Annotated in this window: 22 protein-coding genes and 1 riboswitch; of the genes, 9 read left to right on the top strand and 13 right to left on the bottom strand. The window is 73.3% G+C overall.

The features are described 5' to 3' along the window. Position 1: 1 nt before the first annotated feature. The 4 genes from zapE to ACMXGY_RS00460 all read left to right on the top strand — a co-directional run bounded on the left by zapE (position 2) and on the right by ACMXGY_RS00460 (position 4,314). A complete protein-coding gene (gene zapE / locus ACMXGY_RS00475; RefSeq protein ID WP_483774927.1) occupies positions 2-1,243 on the top strand; it encodes a cell division protein ZapE in 1,242 nt (413 codons plus the stop codon). 107 nt (positions 1,244-1,350) lie between these two features. Then, on the top strand, positions 1,351-2,709 hold the full coding sequence (gene clpX, locus ACMXGY_RS00470) for an ATP-dependent Clp protease ATP-binding subunit ClpX (protein WP_483774926.1): 1,359 nt from the start codon (positions 1,351-1,353) through the stop codon (positions 2,707-2,709). 796 nt (positions 2,710-3,505) lie between these two features. After that, on the top strand, positions 3,506-4,009 hold the full coding sequence (locus tag ACMXGY_RS00465) for a hypothetical protein (RefSeq protein ID WP_483774925.1): 504 nt from the start codon (positions 3,506-3,508) through the stop codon (positions 4,007-4,009). Further along, positions 4,006-4,314 (top strand): transcriptional regulator, encoded by a 309-nt coding sequence (locus ACMXGY_RS00460; protein WP_483774924.1) that lies wholly within the window; start codon positions 4,006-4,008, stop codon positions 4,312-4,314. The genes ACMXGY_RS00465 and ACMXGY_RS00460 overlap by 4 nt, the downstream gene beginning before the upstream one ends. Positions 4,315-4,352: 38 nt before the next feature. Here ACMXGY_RS00460 and ACMXGY_RS00455 read toward each other — a convergent pair whose 3' ends face one another. Further along, complete coding sequence (locus ACMXGY_RS00455; RefSeq protein ID WP_483774923.1) at positions 4,353-4,775, bottom strand: VOC family protein; 423 nt, start codon at positions 4,773-4,775, stop codon at positions 4,353-4,355. 88 nt (positions 4,776-4,863) lie between these two features. Between ACMXGY_RS00455 and ACMXGY_RS00450 the strand changes: the two genes are divergently transcribed. The 3 genes from ACMXGY_RS00450 (at position 4,864) to ACMXGY_RS00440 (ending at position 8,271) form a co-directional block, all read left to right on the top strand. Beyond that, positions 4,864-5,271 (top strand): hypothetical protein, encoded by a 408-nt coding sequence (locus ACMXGY_RS00450; protein WP_483774922.1) that lies wholly within the window; start codon positions 4,864-4,866, stop codon positions 5,269-5,271. Positions 5,272-5,464: 193 nt separating this feature from the next. Continuing rightward, positions 5,465-7,579, top strand: coding sequence for a glycosyl hydrolase family 28-related protein (locus ACMXGY_RS00445; protein WP_483774921.1), 2,115 nt, complete (start codon positions 5,465-5,467; stop codon positions 7,577-7,579). Between the two features lie 98 nt (positions 7,580-7,677). Then, positions 7,678-8,271, top strand: coding sequence for a P-loop NTPase family protein (locus ACMXGY_RS00440; protein WP_483774920.1), 594 nt, complete (start codon positions 7,678-7,680; stop codon positions 8,269-8,271). A 6-nt stretch (positions 8,272-8,277) separates the two neighbouring features. Here ACMXGY_RS00440 and ACMXGY_RS00435 read toward each other — a convergent pair whose 3' ends face one another. From ACMXGY_RS00435 to ACMXGY_RS00400, 8 genes are all read right to left on the bottom strand, one after another. Continuing rightward, entirely contained in the window at positions 8,278-8,724 is a 447-nt protein-coding gene (locus ACMXGY_RS00435; protein ID WP_483774919.1) for a (deoxy)nucleoside triphosphate pyrophosphohydrolase, read from the bottom strand. Between the two features lie 99 nt (positions 8,725-8,823). Then, positions 8,824-9,051 carry a LuxR C-terminal-related transcriptional regulator gene (locus ACMXGY_RS00430; RefSeq protein WP_483776755.1) on the bottom strand — a complete coding sequence of 76 codons (228 nt, stop codon included), beginning with the start codon at positions 9,049-9,051 and terminating at the stop codon, positions 8,824-8,826. A gap of 306 nt (positions 9,052-9,357) precedes the next feature. After that, the gene (gene gcvH / locus ACMXGY_RS00425; protein WP_483774918.1) at positions 9,358-9,732 is read right to left on the bottom strand and encodes a glycine cleavage system protein GcvH; all 375 of its coding nucleotides are present in this window, start codon (positions 9,730-9,732) and stop codon (positions 9,358-9,360) included. 51 nt (positions 9,733-9,783) lie between these two features. Beyond that, a complete protein-coding gene (gene gcvT / locus ACMXGY_RS00420) occupies positions 9,784-10,986 on the bottom strand; it encodes a glycine cleavage system aminomethyltransferase GcvT (RefSeq protein WP_483776754.1) in 1,203 nt (400 codons plus the stop codon). Between the two features lie 62 nt (positions 10,987-11,048). Next, on the bottom strand, positions 11,049-14,030 hold the full coding sequence (gcvPB, locus tag ACMXGY_RS00415) for an aminomethyl-transferring glycine dehydrogenase subunit GcvPB (RefSeq protein WP_483776753.1): 2,982 nt from the start codon (positions 14,028-14,030) through the stop codon (positions 11,049-11,051). Between the two features lie 282 nt (positions 14,031-14,312). Then, positions 14,313-14,422, bottom strand: a riboswitch (glycine riboswitch). A 119-nt stretch (positions 14,423-14,541) separates the two neighbouring features. Further along, positions 14,542-15,417 (bottom strand): formate/nitrite transporter family protein, encoded by an 876-nt coding sequence (locus ACMXGY_RS00410; protein ID WP_483774917.1) that lies wholly within the window; start codon positions 15,415-15,417, stop codon positions 14,542-14,544. A 172-nt stretch (positions 15,418-15,589) separates the two neighbouring features. Further along, positions 15,590-16,180: a DUF998 domain-containing protein gene (locus tag ACMXGY_RS00405; RefSeq protein WP_483774916.1), complete on the bottom strand. Its 591-nt coding sequence runs from the start codon at positions 16,178-16,180 to the stop codon at positions 15,590-15,592. A 154-nt stretch (positions 16,181-16,334) separates the two neighbouring features. Then, positions 16,335-17,771 carry a lactate/malate family dehydrogenase gene (locus ACMXGY_RS00400; protein WP_483774915.1) on the bottom strand — a complete coding sequence of 479 codons (1,437 nt, stop codon included), beginning with the start codon at positions 17,769-17,771 and terminating at the stop codon, positions 16,335-16,337. Between the two features lie 85 nt (positions 17,772-17,856). Between ACMXGY_RS00400 and ACMXGY_RS00395 the strand changes: the two genes are divergently transcribed. Further along, on the top strand, positions 17,857-18,402 hold the full coding sequence (locus tag ACMXGY_RS00395) for a pyridoxamine 5'-phosphate oxidase family protein (RefSeq protein ID WP_483774914.1): 546 nt from the start codon (positions 17,857-17,859) through the stop codon (positions 18,400-18,402). Between the two features lie 9 nt (positions 18,403-18,411). Here ACMXGY_RS00395 and ACMXGY_RS00390 read toward each other — a convergent pair whose 3' ends face one another. Further along, a complete protein-coding gene (locus ACMXGY_RS00390) occupies positions 18,412-19,329 on the bottom strand; it encodes a LysR family transcriptional regulator (protein ID WP_483774913.1) in 918 nt (305 codons plus the stop codon). A gap of 219 nt (positions 19,330-19,548) precedes the next feature. Between ACMXGY_RS00390 and ACMXGY_RS00385 the strand changes: the two genes are divergently transcribed. Continuing rightward, positions 19,549-19,878, top strand: coding sequence for a CBU_0592 family membrane protein (locus tag ACMXGY_RS00385; RefSeq protein WP_483774912.1), 330 nt, complete (start codon positions 19,549-19,551; stop codon positions 19,876-19,878). 15 nt (positions 19,879-19,893) lie between these two features. Here the strand turns inward: ACMXGY_RS00385 and ACMXGY_RS00380 are convergent, their stop codons facing one another. The 3 genes from ACMXGY_RS00380 to ACMXGY_RS00370 all read right to left on the bottom strand — a co-directional run bounded on the left by ACMXGY_RS00380 (position 19,894) and on the right by ACMXGY_RS00370 (position 23,692). Next, a complete protein-coding gene (locus ACMXGY_RS00380; protein ID WP_483774911.1) occupies positions 19,894-20,322 on the bottom strand; it encodes a DUF1761 domain-containing protein in 429 nt (142 codons plus the stop codon). Positions 20,323-20,409: 87 nt separating this feature from the next. After that, positions 20,410-22,689, bottom strand: coding sequence for an MSCRAMM family protein (locus ACMXGY_RS00375; RefSeq protein WP_483774910.1), 2,280 nt, complete (start codon positions 22,687-22,689; stop codon positions 20,410-20,412). A gap of 118 nt (positions 22,690-22,807) precedes the next feature. After that, entirely contained in the window at positions 22,808-23,692 is an 885-nt protein-coding gene (locus ACMXGY_RS00370) for an endonuclease/exonuclease/phosphatase family protein (protein WP_483774909.1), read from the bottom strand. Positions 23,693-23,816: the final 124 nt, after the last annotated feature.

The raw sequence follows: 23,816 nt of genomic DNA, 5'->3' as shown, positions 1-23,816 counted from the left end.
GGTGACCCGCTCCCGCCTCGACCGCGTGCGCCACGCGGTCGAGGCGGCAGCCGTGCGCGAGGGTCTGACGCTCGACCGGGACCAGCGGGTGCTCCTCGACCGCCTCGTCCGTCTCGGGGGCGAGCTCGCCGGCTCACCGCAGCGTCCCGGTGCCCGACGACGTCCCGTCCGCGGGCTGTACGTGTGGGGGCCCGCGGGGCGCGGGAAGTCGTGGCTGGCCTCGGCGTTCGTGGCAGCCCTGGCCCCCGAGCTCCCCGCCGTCTCGGTGCGGCGCGTGCACGTGTACGACCTGTTCCGCGCGCTGCACGCGGCGATCCACGCGCACCGGCTGGCGGCCCTCGCGGGGGCCCGCCCCGCCGTCGGGCAGCGGGGTCCCACGCGGGGGTGGCGCACACGCCAGGCGCCCCAGGGCTCGGACCGCCGGGCTGACGGCGCCGCTCCCGACGCGAGCACGCCTCCTGGCGACGAGCCGGTCGACCTGCCGCCCGGGACCGTCGACGCCGCGATCGACGACCTCCTGCACGGCACGACGCTGCTGTGCCTCGACGAGCTCCACCTCCACGACTCCGGCGACGCGACCCTCCTCACGCGGCTCCTGCGCCGCGCCTTCGACGCGGGCGTCGTCGTGCTCGCGACCTCCAACTACCAGCCCGAGGCGCTCCTGCCCAACCCGCTGTGGCACCACCTCGCCGAACCGGGGATCGCGCTCCTGCGCGCGCACCTCGACGTCGTCGAGCTCGCCGGTCCGACCGACTACCGGACGCTCGGGGCCCGCGGCCGGGGCGGGTTCTCCGGCGGACGGTGGCTCTCCCCCGGCACGACGGCGCAGCTCGCCGCGCAGGGCCTCGTCCCCCCGGGGCCCGGCGCGACCGCGACGATCCGCACCGGGACGCGCGAGTTCGTCGTCACCGCGGCCCGCGGCGACCACGGCAGCGGTGCCGGCGACTCCGGCGGTGAGCTGTGGGCGACGTTCGAGGAGCTCGCGGTGCGGCCGACGTCGACGCTCGAGTACCTCGACTGGGCCACGCGCTTCCGCCGGTGGGTCGTCACCGACGTCCCGCTGCTGACGGATGTCGACCGAGAGGCGCAGCAGCGGTTCATCGCGGTCGTGGACGTGCTGTGCGACGCCGACGTCGGGCTCGTCGTGACGTCGCCGCACGACCTCGCGACGTTCCGCGCCGCGCTCCCCGACCGGCCCGACGCGGACCGCATGACGAGCCGGCTGCTCCTGCTCGGCGCCTGACGACGGGCGCGGCGGCACGCCCTCAGGTGCCGGCGCTCCCGGCGTGTCGTGGGCTGGGGCTACGATCGGCCGCAGCCGACCGCACCCGCACCGACTGGAGGCACCCTGTGGCACGCTCCGACGGCACCGACGACGGCGGCACGCCGCGCGGCCAGCGCGGCCCCCGCGCGGCAGACGCGCTCACGTGCTCGTTCTGCGGCAAGTCGCAGCGCCAGGTCAAGCGGCTCATCGCCGGGCCCGCCGGCGTCTTCATCTGCGACGAGTGCGTCGCACTGTGCCTCGAGATGGTCGAGGAGGACCGCGAGACCGAGGCGGCGTCGCAGGACATCGTGACCGGTGACGGACCCCTGCCGACGCCGCACGAGATCTTCGCGCACCTCAGCCGGTACGTCGTGGGACAGGATCCCGCGAAGCGCGCGCTCGCCGTCGCGGTGCACAACCACTACAAGCGCGTCCGTGCCGCCGCCGCCGCGGAGGCCGACGGCGAGATGGTCGGCGCGGACGACCCGGACTATGTGGAGCTGGCGAAGTCGAACATTCTGTTGATCGGTCCGACGGGGACGGGGAAGACGTATCTGGCGCAGACGTTGGCGCGGATGTTGAACGTGCCGTTTGCGATCGCGGATGCGACGGCGCTCACCGAGGCGGGGTATGTCGGTGAGGACGTGGAGAACATCTTGTTGAAGCTGGTGCAGGCGGCTGACTTCGATGTGAAGAAGGCTGAGACGGGGATCATCTATATCGATGAGATCGACAAGGTGGCGCGGAAGGCGGAGAACCCCTCGATCACGCGTGATGTGTCGGGTGAGGGTGTGCAGCAGGCGTTGTTGAAGATCATCGAGGGGACGAGTGCGTCGGTGCCGCCGCAGGGTGGTCGTAAGCATCCGCATCAGGAGTTCATCCAGGTCGATACGTCGAACGTGTTGTTCATCGTGGCGGGGGCTTTTGCGGGGTTGGACGACATCGTGGCGGCGCGTGCGCGTAAGCGTGGGGTGGGGTTTGGTGCGCCGATCGAGACGGGTGCGGGGGAGGATCTGTTCGCGCAGGTGCGGCCGGAGGATCTGCACCGGTTCGGGTTGATCCCGGAGTTCATCGGTCGGTTGCCGGTGATCGCGTCGGTGTCGGCGTTGGATGTGGAGGCGTTGGTGCGGATCTTGACGCAGCCGCGGAACGCGTTGGTGAAGCAGTATCAGCGGATGTTCGCGATCGACGGGGTGGAGCTGGAGTTCAGCGAGGGTGCGGTGCAGGCGGTCGCGGAGCAGGCGTTGTTGCGGGGGACGGGGGCGCGGGGGTTGCGGGCGATCATGGAGGAGGTGTTGCAGCAGGTGATGTTCGACGTGCCGTCGCGTGATGATGTGGAGCGCGTCGTGATCACGCGTGAGGTGGTGCTGGACAACGTGAATCCGACGATCGTGCCGCGTACGGCGCCGGCGCGTGCGCGGACCCCGCGGGAGAAGTCGGCCTGACGTCGGGGTAGAACCCTGGTCGCGCGAGGTAGAACCGTGGTCGGCCGAAGTAGAACTCTGGTCGCGCGAAGTAGAACTCTGGTTCGTGGTCGGGTCCGCGTGCGGGGCGGGCTCGGTGCTCGGGCTGTCCGCGCCGTCGCCGTGGTCTGTCGGGCGCGGGTTTGAGGAGCGCGGCCTTGACGCCCTTCGCATCCGAGCCCGCCCCACCCGCTCCGCCATCACCTCACCCCAGGCGGACGCCCGGCTCCCGGACTCGCTGAGGTAGAACCGTGGTCTGCCGAGGTAGAACCGTGGTCGCGCGAAGTAGATCTTCGTGGCCGACCGACGTCGGCGGTGGGTGTGCCGCTGATCAGGCGTCGCCGCTCTCGCCGGCACCGACCCCTGCGGCGACGCGTGGGGGCGGGCCCATCGACCGGCCTAGCCCAACACGCGGTCGGCCACCGCCGGGAACAGGTCCACGGGCCGACCCGGTCGGGCGCCCGGAGTCGCCCGCGAGAGCGAAGACCAGGGCGAGACGACGCCGGAGGGGTGGGTGGGGGCGCCGCGTCGTGGTCGGGCCTGGCGGGAGCCGCGAGGAACGAGCGGCGGATGGTAGACGCGGCGCCCCCACCCACCCCGACACCCAAGCCGACCACGCGCCGTCCGACACGACCACGGTTCTACCCCGCGCGACCACGGTTCTACCTCGCGCGACCACGGTTCTATCTCGCGCGGCCACGGTTGTCCCACAGACCGGGGAGATGTGCACACGACCGGTCGCTTGCCATGTCGGCAAGTCACACCTAGTCTTGCCGACATGGCAAATGACTTTCGCGGCGACGACACCCTGCCCGCCGCGGTCCGGCCGACGCCGGCCGAAGCACGGCAGGCGCTGTCCGGCCTGGGCGCGGACGATGCACGACTCGCCGCGCAGGTCGTCACACCGTGGTGGTACCACGTGGCGCTCGGCGCGATCGTGGCACTGATCGTCTGCATCCAGGGGGCGCCCTTCCCCGCGTCGCTCGTCGCGCTCCCTGTCGTGATCTTTGCCCTGCCGCTGCTCGTCCTGGTCTATCGCCGTCGCTACGGCCTCTGGTTCAGCCAGCCGGCCGGTCCACGTTCGAGGCGCCTCTCCCGGGTGATGCTCGCGACGATGGTCCTCTCCTTCGCCGCCGCGCTGGTCGTCCGGTTCACAGACGTCGGGTACGGGTGGGTCGTGGTGCCGGCCGCGGTCGGGTTCGTCGCGTGCGTCGTGCTCGGCCGCCGGTACGACGACGCCTTCCGCCACGAGCTGGCAGGGTCGGGGCGCGAGGACGCATGAGCACCGAGACGGCCCCCGCGTTCAACGACGTCATCCACTCGCCCGTCCGCCTGCGCATCTGCGGGGCGCTCCGGCGCGGCGCGGAGCTCGAGTTCGCGGTGCTGCGGGACACGCTCGGCGTGACCGACGCGAACCTCTCCAAGAACCTCCGGGTGCTCGCCGACGCGGGCTTCGTCACCGTGCGCAAGGAGAGCTCTCCCGCCCGTGGCGACGCCCGCCGCCTCACCTGGGTGACGCTCACCCCGGAGGGCCGACGCGCCGTCGAGGCCCACCTCGCCGCGCTCGCCCAGATCGCGGCGGGCTGAGCGGCGACGAGGGCTGACGGATGCGACCCGCCGCGCCGTCAGCCCACGAACAGGCAGAACGGGTGTCCCGACGGGTCGGCATAGACGCGCAGGGGCTCGTCCGGGTCGTCGGAGCGGTCGTGGAGCAGCCGGGCACCGAGGGTGAGGGCTCGCTCGTGCTGACGGTCGAGCTCCGCGACGTCGGGCACCGTGCAGTCGAGGTGGAGCTGCTGCGGCACGTCGCCCTCCGGCCACGTCGACGGCTCGAGCTCCTCGACCTGCTGGAACGCGAGCTGGACGCCGCCGGGCGCGGCGCGGAGCACGAGCCAGTCCTCGCCGGCCGGGTCGGGTTCGCCGGGCTCCGGCGGCTCGTCCCCGGCGCGGTACGAGAGCCCGAAGAGCTCGCGGTAGAAGTCCGCGAGCGCCCGCGCGTGCGTCGTGTCGAGCACGACCTGCGCGATCCGGGGGAACGTCTCGGTCACGGGAACCACCTCCGTCGGTCACCGTCTCGTGCCGGCCGCCGTCGCGCAAGCCGCGGGTACGCTCCTGACGACGGCAGGAGGTGCGCACGTGGAGGACGACGGACGACGGCTCGCGAAGCACGTCGCCGAGGCGGCGGACGCGTGGCTGCGCGACCCGCTCGACGCCGGCGTCTACCGGCGGCTCGTCGAGGCGACGCTCGCGTGGCGCGCCGCGGCGGGAGGCGGTCCCCCCGTCGAGGTCGTGAAGGGCGAGGTGGTGCCCCGGGGCGCTCCGGGTCCGAGCACCGAGGACGACGAGCGCTACCTGCGTCCCGAGCGCGCGCCGCAGCCCGTCGGCAGCGCGCTGGCCGACGTCGCGAGCATGCTCCGCGGGAGGGCGCTCGCCTCCCGGTCGGAAGTACCCCCGTCCGCGGGGGATCACGCCACTCCGACGCGAGCCGAACGCGACGAGCCCGCACTCCCCGACCGCGGCTCGGGCGTCGAGCACGACGAGTAGCGACAAGTTCTCGCAAGAAAAGAACGAGATAACGCAAGATCAGCACAGCCTCTTGTGCTCGTTCGAACGGCGTTCTAGTGTTTCGCACGAACGCCCCTGCGCGGAGGTGCGACCGTGCAGTGGGCCCGGCGGGTCAGCACGCCCCCGGTCAGCACGGAGGCGTTCGCGCCTCCCGAGAGAAGACGGGTCAACGATGATTCGCAGCACACATCACCCCGCGTCGCGCCGCCGTCGCACCACGCGGGTCACGACAGCCGCAGCGCTCGCCCTCGTGCTCGTCACGGGGACGGCAGCGTCTGCCCACTCGTCGGCGCCTGCCCACGGCACGCCCCCTCCCCCGGCGACGCCGGCGACCCCAGTGACGCGCGCCGCCGTCGACCCCGCACTCGTCGAGGGCCGCGGCGCCGACGTGCCGTTCCTCGAGCAGGAGGCCGAGAACGCGGCCACGACCGGGACCGTGATCGGCCCCGGCCGGGACGCCTACACGATCGAGGCGGAGGCGTCGGGTCGTTCGGCGGTCCGGCTCACCGCGGGCCAGCACGTCGAGTTCGCGCTCCCCGCGGACGCGAACGCGATCACCGTCCGGTACTCGATCCCCGATGCGCCCACGGGCGGCGGCATCACGTCGCCGCTGGACGTCTCCGTCCTGCGTGCCGGGAAGAAGGCGGGCCCGGACCGGCACCTGACGCTCACGTCCGAGTACTCCTACCTGTACAACCAGTACCCGTTCACCAACGACCCGACGGCGGACCTGCTCCAGCCGGGCTGGTGGGTCACGGAGTGCGCGTGCGTCCCGTCGGAGACGACGCCTGCCCCGGCGTTCGCGAAGCCGTTCCGTCCCATGAAGTTCTACGACGAGCAGCGGTTGCTGCTCGGCAGGACCTACCGGGCGGGCGACACGGTCCGTCTCACGATGCCCGCAGGCGCCACCGCGGAGTGGACGGTCATCGACCTGCTCGACTCCGAGAAGGTCGCGCCGCCGAAGGTGCGGTGGCTCGCCGCGAACGCCCTGCTGTTCGGCGCCGACCCCACCGGCAGGCGGGACTCGGCGGACGCCCTCGACCGGGCCATCGCGTTCGCCAAGAGGAAGGGCCTCGAGGTGTACGTCCCGCCTGGCGTCTACCAGGTGAACCGCCACGTCGTCGTCGACGACGTCACGATCCAGGGCGCCGGCTCCTGGTACACGGTCTTCAAGGGCAAGGAGGTCGCGCTCGACGAGCCGCTGCCCGACGGCTCGGTCCACACCGGCGTCGGGTTCTACGGGAAGTACACCCAGGACGGCGGCAGCAGCGACGTGCACCTGCGCGACTTCGCTATCGTCGGCGACGTGCGCGAGCGCATCGACACCGACCAGGTCAACGGCGTCGGCGGCGCGCTGAGCGACTCGTCGATCTCCGGCCTCTACATCCAGCACACGAAGGTCGGGCTGTGGTTCGACGGGCCGATGGACAACCTCACCGTGGAGAACACCGTCGTCGTCGACCAGATCGCCGACGCGCTGAACTTCCACGGGGGCGTGACGGGCTCGGTCGTGCGCAACACCTTCGTCCGGAACACCGGTGACGACGGCCTCGCGATGTGGTCGGAGAAGCTGTCGAACACCGGCAACGTGTTCGAGAACAACACGATCCAGTCCAACACCCTCGCCAACGGCATCGCGGTCTACGGCGGCACCGACAACGTCGTCCGGGCGAACCTCGTCGCGGACCCGGTCCGCGAGGGCAGCGGCCTGCACGTCGGGGCGCGGTTCGGCGCGGAGCCGTTCGCCGGGTACCTCGAGCTCACGGACAACACCGCCGTGCGCGCGGGCACGTTCGAGCTGAACTGGAAGATCGGGCTCGGGGCGGTCTGGTTCTACGCGCTCGACCGCGACATCGACGCCGACATCCGCGTCACCGGCGACCACTACCTCGACAGCACGTACAACGCGATCATGCTCGTGTCCGACTGGGGCGTGAAGGACCAGGTGGCCATCGAGGGCGTCGTCTTCAAGGACGTCCGGGTCGACGGGACGGGGACGTCGGTCGTCAGCGCCCGCGTCCGCGGTGGGGCGTCGTTCGAGAACGTCGACGCACGCAACGTCGGCTGGGCGGGCGTGAACAACTGCGGCGCCTTCAACTTCCCGGCCGGCGGCACCGAGTTCACGCTGACCGACCTCGGTGGGAACGACGGCACGTCCATCAGCCCGTGGGAGCCCGGAACGGTGAACTGGCTCGGGCGGTTCGTCCCCAGCGCGCCGAGCTGCAACGACCGCCCGCCGGTCGTCGCTCCCCCGGCGCCGTCCCCGTGGGTCCAGCCGGCCGGCTGACGCCGAGGGCTCGTAGGCATGAGAGGGGCCCGGTCGGGACGGTCCGACCGGGCCCGTCTCATGCCCGCAACGGAGGGAACGATGGGTAGGCTCCTCCGGTGCCTCTTCTCGGACCGGACGACGACGTCGTCGCCCGCCTCGGGCGCGTGCCGCGACGGATCACCGTGGCGGGGGTGTCGGGCTCCGGGAAGACGACGCTCGCGCGCCGGATCGGCGAACGCCTGGGGATCCCGCACACCGACATGGACGGGCTCCATCACGGGCCTGGCTGGACGCCGCGACCGGAGTTCCTCGACGACGTCCGCGCGCTGCTCGCGCAGCACGCCTTCGTCACCGAGTGGCAGTACGCCGCCGCCCGCCCGCTGATCCTCGCGCGGGCCGAGGTGCTCGTGTGGCTCGACCTGCCGACCCGCGTCACGATGGCCCAGGTCACGACGCGCACGCTGCGCCGTTCGTTCAGGCGCGAGGAGCTGTGGAACGGGAACGTCGAGCCGCCGATCTGGCGGACGTGGCACAAGCCGCCGGAGGAGAACATCGTCCGCTGGGCGTGGGTGACCCGCCACACGTACCGGGACCTCGCCGGACGCGTCGCAGAGCGGGCGCCGGACGTCGTCGTGGTCCGGCTGCGTTCACGTCGGGAGGTCGAGCGCTGGGCCGGCGGGCTCCCGACTCCGGACAACAGTCGGGGCTGACGCCAGTCAGGCGTCGGACGCCCGTCCGACGGACTCGGGCGCGACCTGGCGCGCGAGCTCCTCGACGATGCGCACGTCCGCGTCCAGCCACGGGACGGACAACCAGCTCCCCGCGTCCAGCCAGGCGAGGTCGTCGTGCTCGACGAGCGGCTGCGGCTCCCCCGCGGTGATCCGGGCGAACCACAGCCTCATGACGTGCCGGTCGGTGATGACCCAGGCGCCGTGGTCCGGCCCGACGATCTCCTCGCCGAGCTCGACCGCCACGCCGAGCTCTTCACGCAGCTCGCGGTGCAGAGCCTCGACCGGGGTCTCTCCCGGGTCGACCTTGCCGCCCGGGAACTCCCAGCGTCCCGCGAGGTGCAGCGGCCGTGAGCGGCGCGCCGTGAGCAGCAGCCGGGGCGCGGCGAGATCGTCAACGATCGCCGCCGCCACCACCAGTCTGCGCAGAGTCATACGCGGAGTGTCGCACGGAGCCGTGTCGGGCAGGTGACACGTCCCGTGCCCAGGACACGGTCGTCGCCGCGGGACGCCGTCGGCCCCCGGCGACCCCAGTCAGCGCAGGCCGGCGGCGCGAGCCCAGGCCACCGCCTCCGCGCGCGTCGAGACACCGAGCTTGCGGTAGAGGCTGCGAACCTGCGACTTCACGGTGTTGCGCGTGACGAAGAGCTTGGTGGCGATCTGCTCGAGCGTGACGTCCTCCGACAGGTTGGACAGGACGACGCGCTCGCGGCGGGTCAGCGGGGCGATCGGCGCAGCGATCATGCCCGACGGGGCCGCCATGGGGCGGACCAGCTCGATGGTGCTCATGTTTCTCCTCCAGTTGCTCTCCCGGTCACGACGTCCCCACGTTGCGGACCCGGTGTGTTGCTACAAGAAGAGATGGACGAACGTCCTGTTCATGACGCGACTTTTCACCCCGGACTTCCGGCGAATGTCCCGACCACGCGTGATGGTCGCGTCATGACGACGTCGCCGCAGGTCACACGCCATACCGGCGCGAGAACGACGAACGCCGGAGACGTCCGAGCGGGGGCTCGGAACGCGCTCCGGCGTCCGCTAGGATGTGTGATCTACGTCACACTTGGCTCAGTTTCCGGCGAGAGCCGCGTACTGCTCGGCCGACAGCAGGTCGCCCGTCGACGTGACGTCGACCTTGAAGAGCCAGCCGTCGGTGTACGGGTCGGAGTTGACCACGGCGGGGTCGTCGATCGCGGCCTGGTTGACCTCGACGACGGTGCCTGTCACCGGCGAGAACAGCTCCGACACCGACTTGGTGGACTCCACCTCGCCGATGACGCTCCCCGCCGTGACCTCCGCGCCCACCTCGGGCAGCTCGAGGTAGACGATGTCGCCGAGCGCCTCGGCCGCCGTCGCGGTGATGCCGACGACGGCCGGGTCCGACGCGTCGATCCACTCGTGCTCGGCGGTGTACTGCAGGTGATCGGGGAACTGGTCGGTCATGGGACTCTCCTTCGGGCTGGCACGGTGCGGTGCGCGACGTCGCGCGGACGATCAGGACTGCTGGGCACGACGGTAGAACGGGAGCGGCACGACCACCACGGGCTCGGCGCGGCCGCGCACGTCGACGGCGAGCTCCGTGCCCTCCGCCGACACCTCGGGGGTCACGTACGCCAGGGCGATCGGGTGCCCGAGCGTGGGCGACGGCGCGCCCGACGTCACGGTCCCGATCCGCCGTGCCGACTCCCCCACGGCCCCCCCGGGCTCGTGCGCGGCGTCCGGCAGCACGACGGCGTAGCCCGCCCGGGCGGGACGGCGCCCCAGCCCCTTCAGGCCGACGAGCACGCGCGCGGGCGCCGACGCACGGCGCGCGGCGAGCGCGGCCCGCCCCACGAACTCGAGCGGCGTGCCGTCGTCGGACACCTTGTCGAGCTTGACGACCCGCCCGAGACCCGCCTCGTAGGGCGTCGTCGTGGTGTCGAGCTCGTGGCCGTACAGCGGCATGCCGGCCTCGAGCCGCAACGAGTCGCGCGCGGACAGGCCCGCCGGGACCAGACCCAGCCGCTCCCCCGCGGCGAGGACCGTGCGCCACAGGCCGGCCGCCCGGTCGGCGGGCACGAACAGCTCGAAGCCGTCCTCCCCCGTGTACCCGGTGCGCGCGACGAGCGCGTCGACCGGCGCGGCGTCGTCGGCCGTGCCCGTCCGGAGCGTGAGCGGGGCAGCCGCGTAGTACTTCATCCCGCGGACCGTCGCGGCTGCGGCCGGGTCGGCGCCATCGGTCAGGCTCGCGACGATCTCCTCCGCACGAGGGCCCTGGACCGCGATCAGCGCGGTGTCCGCGCCCTGGTCGGTCACGGTCACGTCGAAGCCTGACGCCCGCTCCACCAGCTCGCGCGCCACGAGCTCGGCGTTCCCGGCGTTCGCGACGACGAGGAACCGCTCGTCCTCCAGGCGGTAGACGACGAGGTCGTCGAGGACCGAGCCGTCCTCCGCGCAGATCATCGTGTAGCGCGCGCGCCCCGGCGCCACCGCGCTGAGGTTCCCGACGAGCGCGTGGTCGAGCATCGCCGCAGCCTGCCGCCCGGCCACCTCGATCTCGCCCATGTGGGACAGGTCGAACAGCCCCGCCGCCTCGCGGACGGCGCGGTGCTCCGCGAGGTCGGACGTGTAGCGCAACGGCATGAGCCACCCGCCGAAGCTCGTGAGGTTCGCGCCGAGCGCGACGTGCTCGTCGTGCAGCGGGCTGTGCTCGTCCATCGGCTCGTCCTTCGGCTTGGCCGTGGGCTCGTCGGTCCCGCCGACTCCTGACGACTGCTCGGTCATGCGCGGTCTCCCGTCGTGTCGATCGTGGTCACGTAGGACTCCAGGGGCGGGCACGAGCACACGAGGTTCCGGTCGCCCCGCGCGCCGTCGATGCGTCGCACCGGCGGCCAGTACTTCCCGCCGCGCAGGCTCGCCACCGGGTATGCCGCGAGCTCCCGCGAGTACGGCTTGTCCCAGTCCTCCGCGACGAGCGCCGCAGCCGTGTGCGGCGCGCCGCGCAGCGGGGACTCCTCGACGGCCCAGCGGCCCGCCGCCACGGCGTCGATCTCGCCGCGGATCGCGATCAGCGCGTCGACGAACCGGTCGAGCTCCGCGAGGTCCTCGCTCTCGGTCGGCTCGACCATGAGGGTCCCCGCGACGGGGAACGACAGCGTCGGCGCGTGGAACCCGTAGTCCATGAGCCGCTTGGCCACGTCCTCGGCCGTCACACCGGTCTCCGCCGTGATGGCGCGCAGGTCGAGGATGCACTCGTGCGCGACGAGCCCGTTCGGCCCCGTGTACAGGACCGGGAAGTGGTCGGTGAGGCGGCTCGCGACGTAGTTCGCCGTGAGCACCGCGGTCTTGGTCGCCTCCGTGAGCCCGTCGGGGCCCATGAGCGCGACGTACGCGTACGAGATGGGCAGGATGCCGGCCGACCCGTACCGCGTCGACGAGACCGGCGTCCCTCCCCCGGCACCGACGGCGAGCGGGTCGCCGGGGAGGAACGGGACGAGGTGCTCGGCGACGGCGACAGGGCCGACGCCGGGGCCTCCCCCGCCGTGCGGGATGCAGAACGTCTTGTGCAGGTTCAGGTGCGAGACGTCGCCGCCGAACTCGCCCGGGCGCGCGAGGCCGACGAGCGCGTTGAGGTTCGCGCCGTCGATGTACACCTGACCGCCTGCTTCGTGTACGAGGTCGCAGACCTCGCGGACGTGCTCCTCGTAGACGCCGTGCGTCGACGGGTACGTGATCATGATCGCCGCGACGCGCGCGCCGTGGTCGGCGAGCTTCGCGCGCAGGTCGTCGAGGTCCACCTCGCCGCTCTCCGCCGTCTTCACGACGTCCACCTTCAGCCCGGCGAGCGCCGCGGACGCCGCGTTCGTGCCGTGGGCCGACGCCGGGATCAGGCACACGTCACGCTCCGTGTCGCCGCGCGACACGTGGTAGTCGCGGATCGCGAGCAGGCCCGCGAACTCGCCCTGCGACCCCGCGTTCGGCTGGACCGACACCCCCGCGTAGCCCGTGATCTCCGCCAGTGCCGACTCCAGCCCGCCGATGAGCTCCTCGTAGCCCCGCGCCTGGTCAGCGGGCACGAACGGGTGGATGTTCGCGAACTCGGGCCACGAGATCGCCTCCATCTCCGCCGTCGCGTTGAGCTTCATCGTGCACGAGCCCAGCGGGATCATCGTGCGGTCGAGCGCGAGGTCCTTGTCCGAGAGTCGGCGCAGGTAGCGGAGCATCGAGGTCTCGGAGCGGTGCAGGTGGAAGATCGGGTGCTGTAGGTAGTCGGTCGTTCGGGTCGCCCATGCGGGGAGCTCGTGGGTGCGTCTGGCGGTGGAGGCGGCGTCGGTGCTCGGGCTGGCCGCGCCGTCGCTCTGGTCGGTCGCGCGTCCGTTCTCGAGCGCGGCCTCTACGCCCTTCGCATCCGACGCCGCCTCCCCCACCTCAGCGCTCGGCTCGCCACCCGCCGCGGGTGCCGGGACGCCGAAGGCCTTCAGCACCGTGGCGATGGTCGCGGCGGTCGTCGTCTCGTCGCAGGCGATCTGTACGTGGATCTCGTCTGGGTTGTACAGGTTGACGCCGGCGTCGGCTGCTGCCTGGACGATCGCCGCTGCGCGGCCCGGGACCGTCGTCCTGACGGTGTCGAAGAAGGTGTCGTGGTCGACGGTGGTGCCGGCGGCGCGGAGAGCGTCCGCGAGGGTCGCCGCGTGGGCGTGGGTGCGCTCGGCGATCGCTCGGAGGCCGTCGGGGCCGTGATAGACCGCGTACATCGACGCCACGATCGCGAGGAGCGCCTGCGCGGTGCAGATGTTGCTCGTCGCCTTCTCGCGGCGGATGTGCTGCTCGCGGGTCTGGAGGGCGAGGCGGTAGGCGGTGTCGCCGTCGGCGTCGATCGAGACGCCGACGAGGCGGCCCGGGAGCGAGCGCTCGAGCCCCTTGCGGACCGCCATGAACGCCGCGTGCGGGCCGCCGTAGAACAGGGGGACGCCGAAGCGCTGGGCGGAACCGACCGCGACGTCCGCGCCGAGCTCGCCGGGGGAGACGAGCAGGGTCAGGGCGAGCAGGTCGCTCGCGACCGTGACGAGCGCGCCGGCCTCCTTGGCCTCCGCGACGACGGGGCGCCAGTCCACGACGCGTCCCGACGCCCCTGCCTGCTGCACGACGACCCCGACGAGGTGCGCGCCGTCGTCGTCCACCTCGGCGGGGAACGCGCCCGCGGCGCGGGCCGCTGCCAGTCCCGCCTCGAGGCCACCGGACAGGTCTGCCACCACCGCGGGCAGGCCGACGGCGTGCGCGCGGCCCAGCGTCACGGCGAGCGTCTGGGGGAAGAGGTCCGCGTCGAGCACGACGTAGCCGGTCTTCGCGCGCGACGCCCGCCACATGAGCGCGACGGCCTCCGCGACCGCCGTGGCCTCGTCGAGGAGCGACGCGTTGGCGACGTCGAGCCCGGTGAGGTCCTCGACGACCTGCTGGAAGTTGAGCAGCGCCTCCAGGCGGCCTTGGGAGATCTCCGGCTGGTACGGCGTGTAGGCGGTGTACCAGGCGGGCGACTCGAGGACGTTGCGACGGATCACCGGGGGAGTGACGGTGCCGTAGTAGCCGAGCCCGATCATCTGCGTCTTGACGACGTTCTTGCCGGCCAGGGCGCGCAGGTGGTCGAGCACCTCGGTCTCGGTGCGCGCCGCGGGCAGGTCGAGCGGCCGGTCGGTGCGGATCGACGCCGGCACGGCCGCGTCGACCAGTGAGTCGAGCGAGTCGTGGCCGAGCTGGTCGAGCATGGCCTGCACCTCGCGGCCGCGCGGGCCGAGGTGCCGGGGCGCGAACGCGCCGGTCGCGGCGTTGTGCCGGGAGCTGGGGTCGAACGACGGCTGGGTCACGGAGACCTCCGGTGGAGGGGACGACGGCGGGTCCCTCCCCGCTCTGTCATCGGACGCACGCGTCGACCTGAGAGTTTTGCCGGTCCGCCATACCCGTGAGGGCCGGGGCGCGCCGACTTGCACCGTCGGTGGGCCGCGCCTCGCCGGGAGACCCGACGGCGCGCGGCCGCTTTCCAGAGTTGCCTCACCTCGACGGTACGTGGGCCTGAGAGATTCCCGGGGAGGACTTGCTCCTTCGGCGCCGGCGCCGTGGTCGCGTGGACCGTGGCGCCGAGCTCTCCCGTCGTGGTTCGGACGGCACGGTGGTCCCGGCGCCGAGGCACGGCGCGCAGGACCACCGGTAGAACATGAAGTTGTGACCTCGATCCTACCGGCCGCCGCGGGCGCCGGGGCTCGGGTCGCCCACCGGCGATCAGGCGGGCTCGGAGACCAGCTCGCGCTCCGCCGTCGGCTCGGACGCCGCCGGGACGGGCTCTGCCGCGCTGCCCTTGCGCGCCGCCGGGCGGCCGTAGGTGAAGTACAGGGGAAGGCCGGTGAGCAGCAGACCGCCCACGAGGTTCCCGACGATCGTCGGGATCTCGTTCCAGACCAGGTAGTCCATGATCGTGAACTCGCCGCCGAGCAGGAGGCCCGACGGGAAGAGGAACATGTTGACGATCGAGTGCTCGAAGCCCATGAAGAAGAAGAGCATGATCGGCATCCACATGGCGAGCGCCTTGCCCGGGACGTCCTTGGCGATCATGGCGCCGATGACGCCCATGGACACCATCCAGTTGCACAGCATCCCGCGGACGAACAGCGTGAGCATGCCCGACGCCCCGTGCTCCGCGTACCCGACGGTCCGCCCCTCGCCGATGTGGCCGATCGCCTCGCCGACCTCGTTGGGCGGGGTGGCGAACCCGTACGTCACGACGATCGCCATGAGGACCGCGACGGTGAAGGCACCGATGAAGTTGCCGACGAACACGAGGCCCCAGTTGCGCAGGATGCCCCGCCAGGTGATTCCGGGTCGCTTGTCGAGCCACGCGAGGGGGCCGAGCACGAACATGCCCGTGAGCAGGTCGTATCCCAGCAGGTACAGCATGATGAAGCCGACGGGGAAGAGGATGGCCCCGAGGATCGCGCTGCCCGTCATGACGGTCACCGTCACCGCGAACGCCGCGCCGATCGTGAGGATCGCGCCGCCCATGATCGCGCGGACGATCGTGTCGCGCGTCGGGAGCAGGACCTTGTTCGCGCCGGCGTCGACGATCGTGGGGACGAGCTCGGCAGGCTTGAGGTAGGACATGGGCGGTCTCCGGTTCCTGAGGCGTCGTCGCCGGCCACGGCAGGGGAGAGGCCGACGGCGCGTCCCACGCTAGGGAGACCGGGTTTCACCCGGGTTCCCGCGGCGGAGCGGTCTCGTTACCGTCTTCGCTCAGTGCGTACCGGCGCGCTGTGAGGTTCGGGCAACCGCACGCTCAGGTCGTCGCCAGCCCGACGCTCGCGAGGAGGAAGAAGAGGTTGATCGCGACGATGAACACCCGCTCGCTGATCCCGAACGCGCGGCGGCGCAGGGGCTGCACGACGAGGGACGCGACGAGCGCGACGAGCGACGCGAGGGCGACCCAGTGCAGGACGACGAGCGCGGTGCCCAGCACCCCGGCGTCGGCGAGGTAGCGCGAGAAGTTGCCCGTCAGGCTGTAGCTCAGCGCGAACCAGGCGATGGCGGCGAGCAGGTGGAGACGCCCCACGGTCGTCGCCCGCTGCCCCTCGAGGTCGGTCGGCAGGAACGGCAGGGCGATGAACAGGGCGACGAGCGGCACGAGCTGCCACAGCACCTCGGCCTTCTCGTCCCACGACGTGCCCACCACGGCGACGGCGAGGACGGCCCACGCGAGCGCCGTCGTCCAGGTCATCGCCGTGGAGAGCGTGCGCGTGCGCCCGACCGCGTAGTCGCTCACCGCGTGGCGCACGGGGTCGTAGTCGCTCGGGACGATGTGGAGCGCGACGAACAGTGCGAGCCGGGCGAGGAACAGCACCGCCGCGAGCACGGCGAAGAGGGTGGCCATCCGAAGCCTTTCGACGGTTGCGCGAGCGGGTGGCGGTCGTGGGGGTGCGTCGATCGCACCGCTCGTGAGCGCCGTCTACGACCATGATGTTAGTCGGGGCAACTAACTTCCTCGGGCGACCCCAGCGCCGCCGCGGGGACGACGGCGTGAGCGATCAGGCGGGGCGCACGACGACGGACCGCACCGTCGCGAGGCGGCTCACCGCGCGCTCGAGCGCGCGCGTGCGGCGCGGGGTCGCCCGGAACGTCACGACGATCCGTCCGGCCGTGCCGTCCGGGCCGACGCCGTCGGTCGCGAGCGAGTCGAAGCTCACCCCGCGCGTGGAGAAGACGCCGGTCAGCGCCGTGAGCGTACCCGGCTGGTCGAGCCCGTGGACGGTCGCGACCCAGGCGACCTCCGCGCCCGACGGCGTCGGCTCGTCCGGCGCTTCCCGCTCGCCCGACGCCGTGGCGACGACAGCGGCAGCGGGCACGTCGTCGGACGCCGCCGTGGCCGCGAGCATCTGCCCGACGCCGTGCGCCGCCTGCGCGAGGCGGCGCGCCTCGTCGTCGGGCAGGGAGTCGAGGAGGACGCGCGTCCACCCGCCCGGCCCGAGCACCACGGGGACCCCGAGCACGCCGCGGAAAGGACCGTCCTCGGGCGCGTCGGACCGCGACGAGCCTGCCGACGGCGCGCCGAGCCGCCCGGCGAGCTCGCCGTCGAGCGCGACCTGACCGGCAACCACTGTCTCGCGGCCGTCGAGGATGACCTCCAGGAGGTCGACGGTCGCGCTCGCCGTGCCCGCGGGCGTCTTGGCGCCGGACTGGTGGGTCATCCACGGGCGCGTGACGAGGCGCAGGTCGGCGGGCCACGTGTCGATGAGGTCGAACGCGGCGCCCAGGTCCTCGCTCGCGACGCGCGCGAGCTCGGTCTTCGCGGCGGCTATCTCGGCCGGCAGCACGTCGAGCGTGCGACCCCGGCGCAGCGCCGCGACGGCGCGGGCGCGCTCGTCCGCGTCGAGGCCGCTGATCCGCACGGTCGACCACAGCGGGACCGCGTCCTCGCCGTGCTGCCCGCCGACGAACCCGCCCACGCGGTGCCGCCGCACGCCCAGCTCGACGGCGAGCTCGCGCCGGAACCGCAGGGTGTCGAGCCACGCGCCCATCCCCAGCACGCGGTGCCGACCGAGCCGTTCCGCCATCACCGCGACCCCCAGCTCGACCGGGTTGGTCACCACCACCACGACCTCGTGCCCCGAGCCGTGCCGCGCGATCGCGTCGGCGTACTCGGCGAAGACGGCGCGGTTGGTGGCGGCCAGCAGGCGGCGGTCCGGGTCGGCACCGGTGCGCGCCGGGGGAGTGAGGCCCGCGGCGACGACGACCACGTCGGCCGTCACGTCGTCGGGGGAGTGCGCGACGTCGAGCAGCGGCGCGTGCTCGTCGTACGCGTCGACGAGGTCGGCGCGCAGCCCGTGCACGGCCCGCCCCGACGCCCCGCCGGCGCGCCCGACGAGCTGGAGCCGCGACGTCGGCGGCAGGACCCGACGCTCGACGAGCTGCGTGCACACCTGACGGCCGACGTCGCCCGTCGCCCCCACCACCGCTACGTCCACCCCGGCAGGCTACGTCCCGCCCGATGAGTTCGTGCCCTCCGGGGCGTCCTGACTGGACGAGGACCGTTACGAGAGGAGCAGGACGATGGCGACCACCGAGCCGACGGCGAAGAACCTCGACGGGTACGGCGCGCCCCCCATCGAGTGGGCCCGCGTGCACGAGACGTTGTTCCGACGGCTCCCGCAGGCACCCGGTACCGGCGGGCCGAACCGCCACACCACGTGGCTCGCGACCGCCGACCCCGACGGGAGGCCGCACGTCGTGCCGGTCGGCGCGCTGATAGACCGCGACGAGATCTTCCTCTGCTCCGGCGAGGGGACGCGCAAGAACACGAACCTGCGCCGCGACCCGCGCTGCACGCTGACCGTCGCGACGGAGCCGTTCGACCTCACGATCGAGTGCACCGCCGAGCGCGTCACGGACGCCGGGACGCTCGAGCGCGCGGCAGCGGGCTTCCGGGCCGACGGCTGGCCCGCGACCGTCGCGGTCGACGCGCTCACCGCCGAGTTCAGCGCGCCGTCGGCAGGCCCGCCGCCGTGGGCGGTCTACCGTCTCGTGCCCGGGCGCGTGTTCGCGTTCGGCACCGCCGAGCCCTACGGCGCGACGCGCTTCGACCTCGCGGAGGGCTGAGGGCCGGCCTCAGGCGAAGGTGATGTCCGCCGCGGCGGCGACCATCTCGTCGAGGACCGCCGCGACGACCGGGCGCGGCTCGTGGCGCGTCGCGCGGTGGCGGGCGACGAGCCGCCGCGAGCCGAGGCCGGGCAGCCCGACGACCGTGACGCCGTCGGGCACCTCGTCCGACGCGCCGCCCTCGACGGCGAGCGCGGGCAGCATGGCGACCCCGAGGCCCGCCGCGACGAGGGACAGCGCGACGTCGAAGTCGTAGTAGTTGTGCCGCGTGCGCAGCGTCCCGCCCAGCCCGCGCTCGAGGCGCCGCAGGGCACGGGCGGCGGCGGTGTCGGGCTCCGGTCCGAGCCACACGGCGTCCCGCACGTCGTCGAGGCGTGCCGGGGTGGGCATCGCCGCGGGCACGACGAGGCGCCACGGCTCGTCGAGGAGCACGACCTCGCGCGTGCCGCGCGGCGCGGGGGAGTCGTGCTCGTAGTCGCGCTCGAGGAGGACGACGTCGAGCTCCCCGGCGCGCAGGAGCCGCAGGGCCTCGGCCGGCTCGCGCTCCTGGACGTCCAGCTCGATGCCGGGGGCCGTCTCGGCGAGGCGCGCGGCGACGGGCGCGACGACAGCGCGGATCGCCGTCTGGAAGGAGCCCACCGCCACGCGCCCTGCCACCTCGTCCCCGAGCGCGGCGAGCGCCTTGCGCGCTTCCACCAGCTCGGTCTCGATGCGCTCGGCAGCCTCGGCGAGCACCCGGCCCGCGGCCGTGAGCGTCACGCCGCGCGGCCCGCGGTCGAGGACCGCGACGCCCTCCTCTGCCTCGAGCCGCTGGATCTGCTGGGAGACCGCCGACGGGGTGACGCGCAGAAGATCTGCTGCCGCGAGCACGCCCCCTCCGCGGTGCACGGCAAGGAGGAAGGCAAGTCTGCGTGGGTCCGTCGCCATGTAGTAAGTCTAAACGGCCGGTGCAGGATCATTCGATTGTGCTGAACGCCGAGAGGCCTCACACTTGTCGAGGCGCCGACCGGTTACCTCCTCCTCCTACGGGTCGGCGCCAGAGCTTCCGCACCACCCAGCGCCACCAGCCATCGGCCCGGAGCGCACAGCCCCCGCAGCGTCGCGGAACCCCTCCACCCCACCCTCTTCGTCGCCCGGAGTCTCGCTGTGCCCGTCACCCTCGACGCCCTCGTCATGTTCCTCGGCTGGATCGGCGCCGCCGCCGGCGTCCTCGCGTACGCGCAGGTGAGCCGCGGCCGCTGGGCCGCGTCGTCCGCGCCCTTCCAGCTCACCAACCTCGTCGCGGCCGGGCTCATGGCCATGGTCGCGGCCAGGAACGGCGTGTGGCCGTCGGTCGCCGCGAACGTGGTCTGGATCCTCATCGGGCTGCAGGCGGTCGTCCTCATCGTGCGCGCGCGCCGCGCCCGGCGACGCCCGCTCACCGAGCAGGCCGAAGCCCCCGAGCCCGCGCCCCAGGAGGTCGGGCTCGCCGCCTGAGCCCACCGTCGTGCGCTACACCCCGGACGGGGTGATCAGCCCGATGAGCAGGCCCATCACGAGCAGGGTGACGAGCTCGTGGGCCGCGTTGAGCACGGTGAGCCCGACCGGGCGACCCTCGAACGCGTCGTGCGTGACGAACCGCGCCGCCGTGAACCCTGCCCACAGCACGACGGCCGTCAGCAGCGCGTTGCCGAGGTAGCCGCCGCCGTAGAACGACCACGCGAGGTACGTCGCACCGGCCAGCACCCACGCCGTCACGAAGCTGACCACCAGGGTCACGACGATCGGCACGACGGCGTCGCGGCCCTCTCCCGAGGGGTCGACCTTCGCGACACGCATCCAGTAGGTGCCGAACACCTTCGGCGTGTACCAGACGGACCCCACGACCATGCTCGACACCGTGGCGGCCAGGACCGCCCAGTAGTTGATCTCCGGAACCATCGGACCGCTCCCTCGCCGTCGACGCCAGCTCCTCGGAGCGTACCGAGCGGACGCGCTGGCACGGTGCCGACGGGCGGCGGCGCGCCGTCAGGCCCGGCGAGCCACCCGTCGTCGGGCACCGAGCGCCCCGGCGCCCGCCGTCACGAGGAGCAGGGCCGCCGCGAGCGCCGCACCCGTGTCGGCGCCGGTCGCGGCGAGCCCGCGACCCGTGCTCGTCCCGCCCGGTGCGCCGTCCCCGCTCCCGCCCGTGCCGGGGCCGGGTGTCGGCGTCGGACCCGGTGGCACCGCCGTCGTCACGAGCGTGAAGTCGAGGCCCGTCACCGGGGAGCCGGCGACGTCGAACGTCACGGTCCCCGCGCCGTCGACCCCGTAGCCCTCGGGTGGGGTGACCTCGGCCGTGTACCCCGTTCCCGCCGGGAGCTCGAGCGCCCACGTGCCGTCCGGGGCCGACGTCGTCGTGCCGACGACGGTCCCGGAGGCGTCCCGGACCGTCACCGTGGCGCCCGGCACCGGGGTGCCCGCGGTGTCGACGACGGTCCCGCCCACGGGCTGCGGCGCCGCCTCCTGCACGACGGCGAAGTCCTGGTCGAGCCGGTTCTCGCCCGCCGCCGTGATCGTCGCCGTCCGCTCCGCGACCTCCGCGGTGTAGCCGTCCGGGACCGTGAGGGTGATCGCGTACTCCCCGGCGGGCAGGCCGTCCGTGGCGTACACGCCGCTCGCGTCGGTCGTCAGGGTCGTGTCCCCGCCGGGCCCGGAGACCACGACCGTCGCGCCCGCGACAGGGTTCCCGTCCTGGTCGAGCACGGTCCCGCCGAGCGATCCGGGACGCAGGACCTCGAAGTCGACGTCGGTCACGTCGTCCGCCGCGACGGGGACGGGCCGCGTCGTCGGGCCGTCCGCCGTGTAGCCGGACGGGACCTCGACCGTCACGGTCCAGTCGCCCGGGGTGATCCCGTCGAACGAGTACGTGCCGTCCGCGGCCGTCGGGGTCGTGAACGTCCCGCCCGGGCCGGTGATCGTCACGACGGCGCCGGGGACCCCCGCCCCGCCCGCGGTCACGGCGCCGGACACGGTGGCGGGCGCCTGGACGACGAAGTCCTGGCCGGTGATCGGCGTCTCGCTCCCCGCCGGGACGTCGATCGGGCCCGGCGTGGAGACGACCGTGTACCCGGCCGGCGGGACGACGGAGAAGGCGTGACCGCCGACGGGGACGTCGTCGATCAGGTACGCACCCGTGGAGTCCGTGGTGGCGGTGCGCGGACCGTCCTCGCCGGTGAGCGTCACGACCGCGCCCGGTACCGGCGTGCCGTCGGGGGTGCGGACGGACCCGCTGACCGGGACCGGGACGATCTCGCGGACGAGGAAGTCGATGCCCGTGGCGTCGGTCGCCGAGAGATCGGCCGGCAACCGGGCCGGACCCTCGACGGCGTAGCCCGGGTGGTCGGGGGACGGCGCCGGTGGAGCGATCACCTCGACCGTGTAGCCGTCGGCCGCGGCGTAGCCGGGGAACGCGTACGTGCCGTCAGGGGCCGACGTCGTCGAGGCGAGCTCGGTGCCGTCGGGGCCGAAGAGCGTGAGCGTCGCACCGCCGATCGGGGCGGAGGCGGTGGGGTCGTCGGGGTCCTGGGCCTCGACGGTGCCCGTGACGTCACGCGCGAGCGAGGCGAACCACGTCTGGTACACCGGGAACCCGGAGCGCTGGTAGAAGGACACGGTGAGGCTCGTGACCGGGACCGTCGGCCGGAACCACCCGGCGGCACCCGACGTGTCCGTCCCGGCGGTGTTGCCGGCGACCTCGCCCGTGACGGGGTTCCAGGTCGCGACGTCGGCCGCGGACCCCGTGCATGACGGGCCCGGCGTGACGGCGCAGTAGTTGAACCCGCCCTGCCAGCCGAGCTCCGCGCCCGTGAGGAGCCGCCCGTCCGCCCCGCGCGCGACGACGACCGCGCGGTCGGCGTCGATGTCGCCGAGGACGAACGCCCAGCCGCCGGCCGGCGTCGGCCGCTCGAACGTGTAGGTCGTCGTCGACGGGGACATCGCGTTGTCCGCGCGAGATCGCAGGTTGAGGTAGGCCTGGCCCTGGCTCGAGCCGTAGACCTCGCCGGGCGGCGTCGCGGCGCTCAGCCACGACGACTGCCCGGACTGGACGCCGACCTGCCCCCCGCGCGAGTCGGAGGTGACGGTCGCCGCGGGGAACCCGCCCGCCGGCAGCCGCATCGTCGTCGTGAACGATCCCGCGGACCCGCCCAGCGGGTCCCACGTCGCCCACCCCGCGGTGGTGGCCGCCGTCGCGGCGGGCGCCGGGAGCAGCGCGGCGACGAGGAGGAGGAGCGTGACGACGGCGGTGCGCAGTGACGTTCGGCTCACGCGGACCACGGTACGAGCGGGTCGTCGCGACGGCACGCGCGAGGAGGACAAATCACCCGCGGCCTGGGCGAGGTCCGGTGTTGCGAGCGAGCGACGCGATGGTGCGGTGGTCGTCAGCTCACGCCGACGTCTCCGGGGCCGAGACGTACCGGACGTCGACGACGAGCGCGCGGTGGTCGGAGATCCCCGTGTCCAGGGCGACCCCGGGGCCGACCGGGCGGACCAGACCGGGTGCTCGCGCGTCGTCGACGAGGACGTGGTCGATCTGGCGCGCGGGCCGGTCCGCCGGGTGGGTGAGCGCGTCGGCGAGCGAGGTCCAGCCACTGATCTCGGCCGGCTCGGGAGCGCGGAGGTTGAGGTCGCCGAGCACGACCAGCGGGCGCGGCAGCGCGTCGCACGCGCGCACGAACGCGGAGAACTGGTCGGCTGTGAACTCCGGTCGCGACGTCGTGTGCGTCGTCACGACGGTCAGCGGCCCGGACGGCGTCCGCACGGTCGCGGCGAGCGCCGCACGCGGCTCGTCCGGGACGACGCGGAGCGGGACCCAGCGCGCGGCCCCGGACCCGGCCGTGCGTCGTCGGACCCGCGACCGCCACGGCATGCGGTCGAGCTCGAGCCGCAGCCACCGCTCGACGGGGAAGCGGCTGACCAGCCCGATCCCGAACGACGCGACGCCCGGCACACGCCGCACACCGGCCCCGGGCCGTCCAGCGGGCGCCCAGGCCCCCGCCACGCCGCGCAGGGTCGGGGAGAAGTGCCGGTGGTCGGCGCGCAGGGTCTCCGCGGCGACCGCCACGAGGTCCGCGCGGTGCGAGCGCGCGGAGTCGCGCTCGACCTCCTGGAGCGCGAGCACGTCGGCGTCGAGGTGCGCGACGGCGCGCGCGAACCGCTCCACGTCGACCGTCCCGTCGAGCGCGGCGCCGTGCAGCGCGTTGAACGTCGCGAGGCGCAGCACGCCGTCGGGTCGCGTGGGGAGGGGTGAGCTGCTCGGGTCGGTCGGCACCGCACGATCCTCACCCGCCGCGTAGACAGTCGCGACCAGACACGCGAGACAGCGATCCCCGGCCCAGCGCCCGCCCGAACCTGGGTCGTGTGTCGCTATCTCGGCCGGGGGTCGCTATCTCGGG

This window comes from Cellulosimicrobium sp. G4 BAM 1002 (assembly GCF_057126935.1).
Note: the sequence above shows the minus strand (reverse complement) of the source record. Positions and strands in the feature narration are given on the sequence as shown.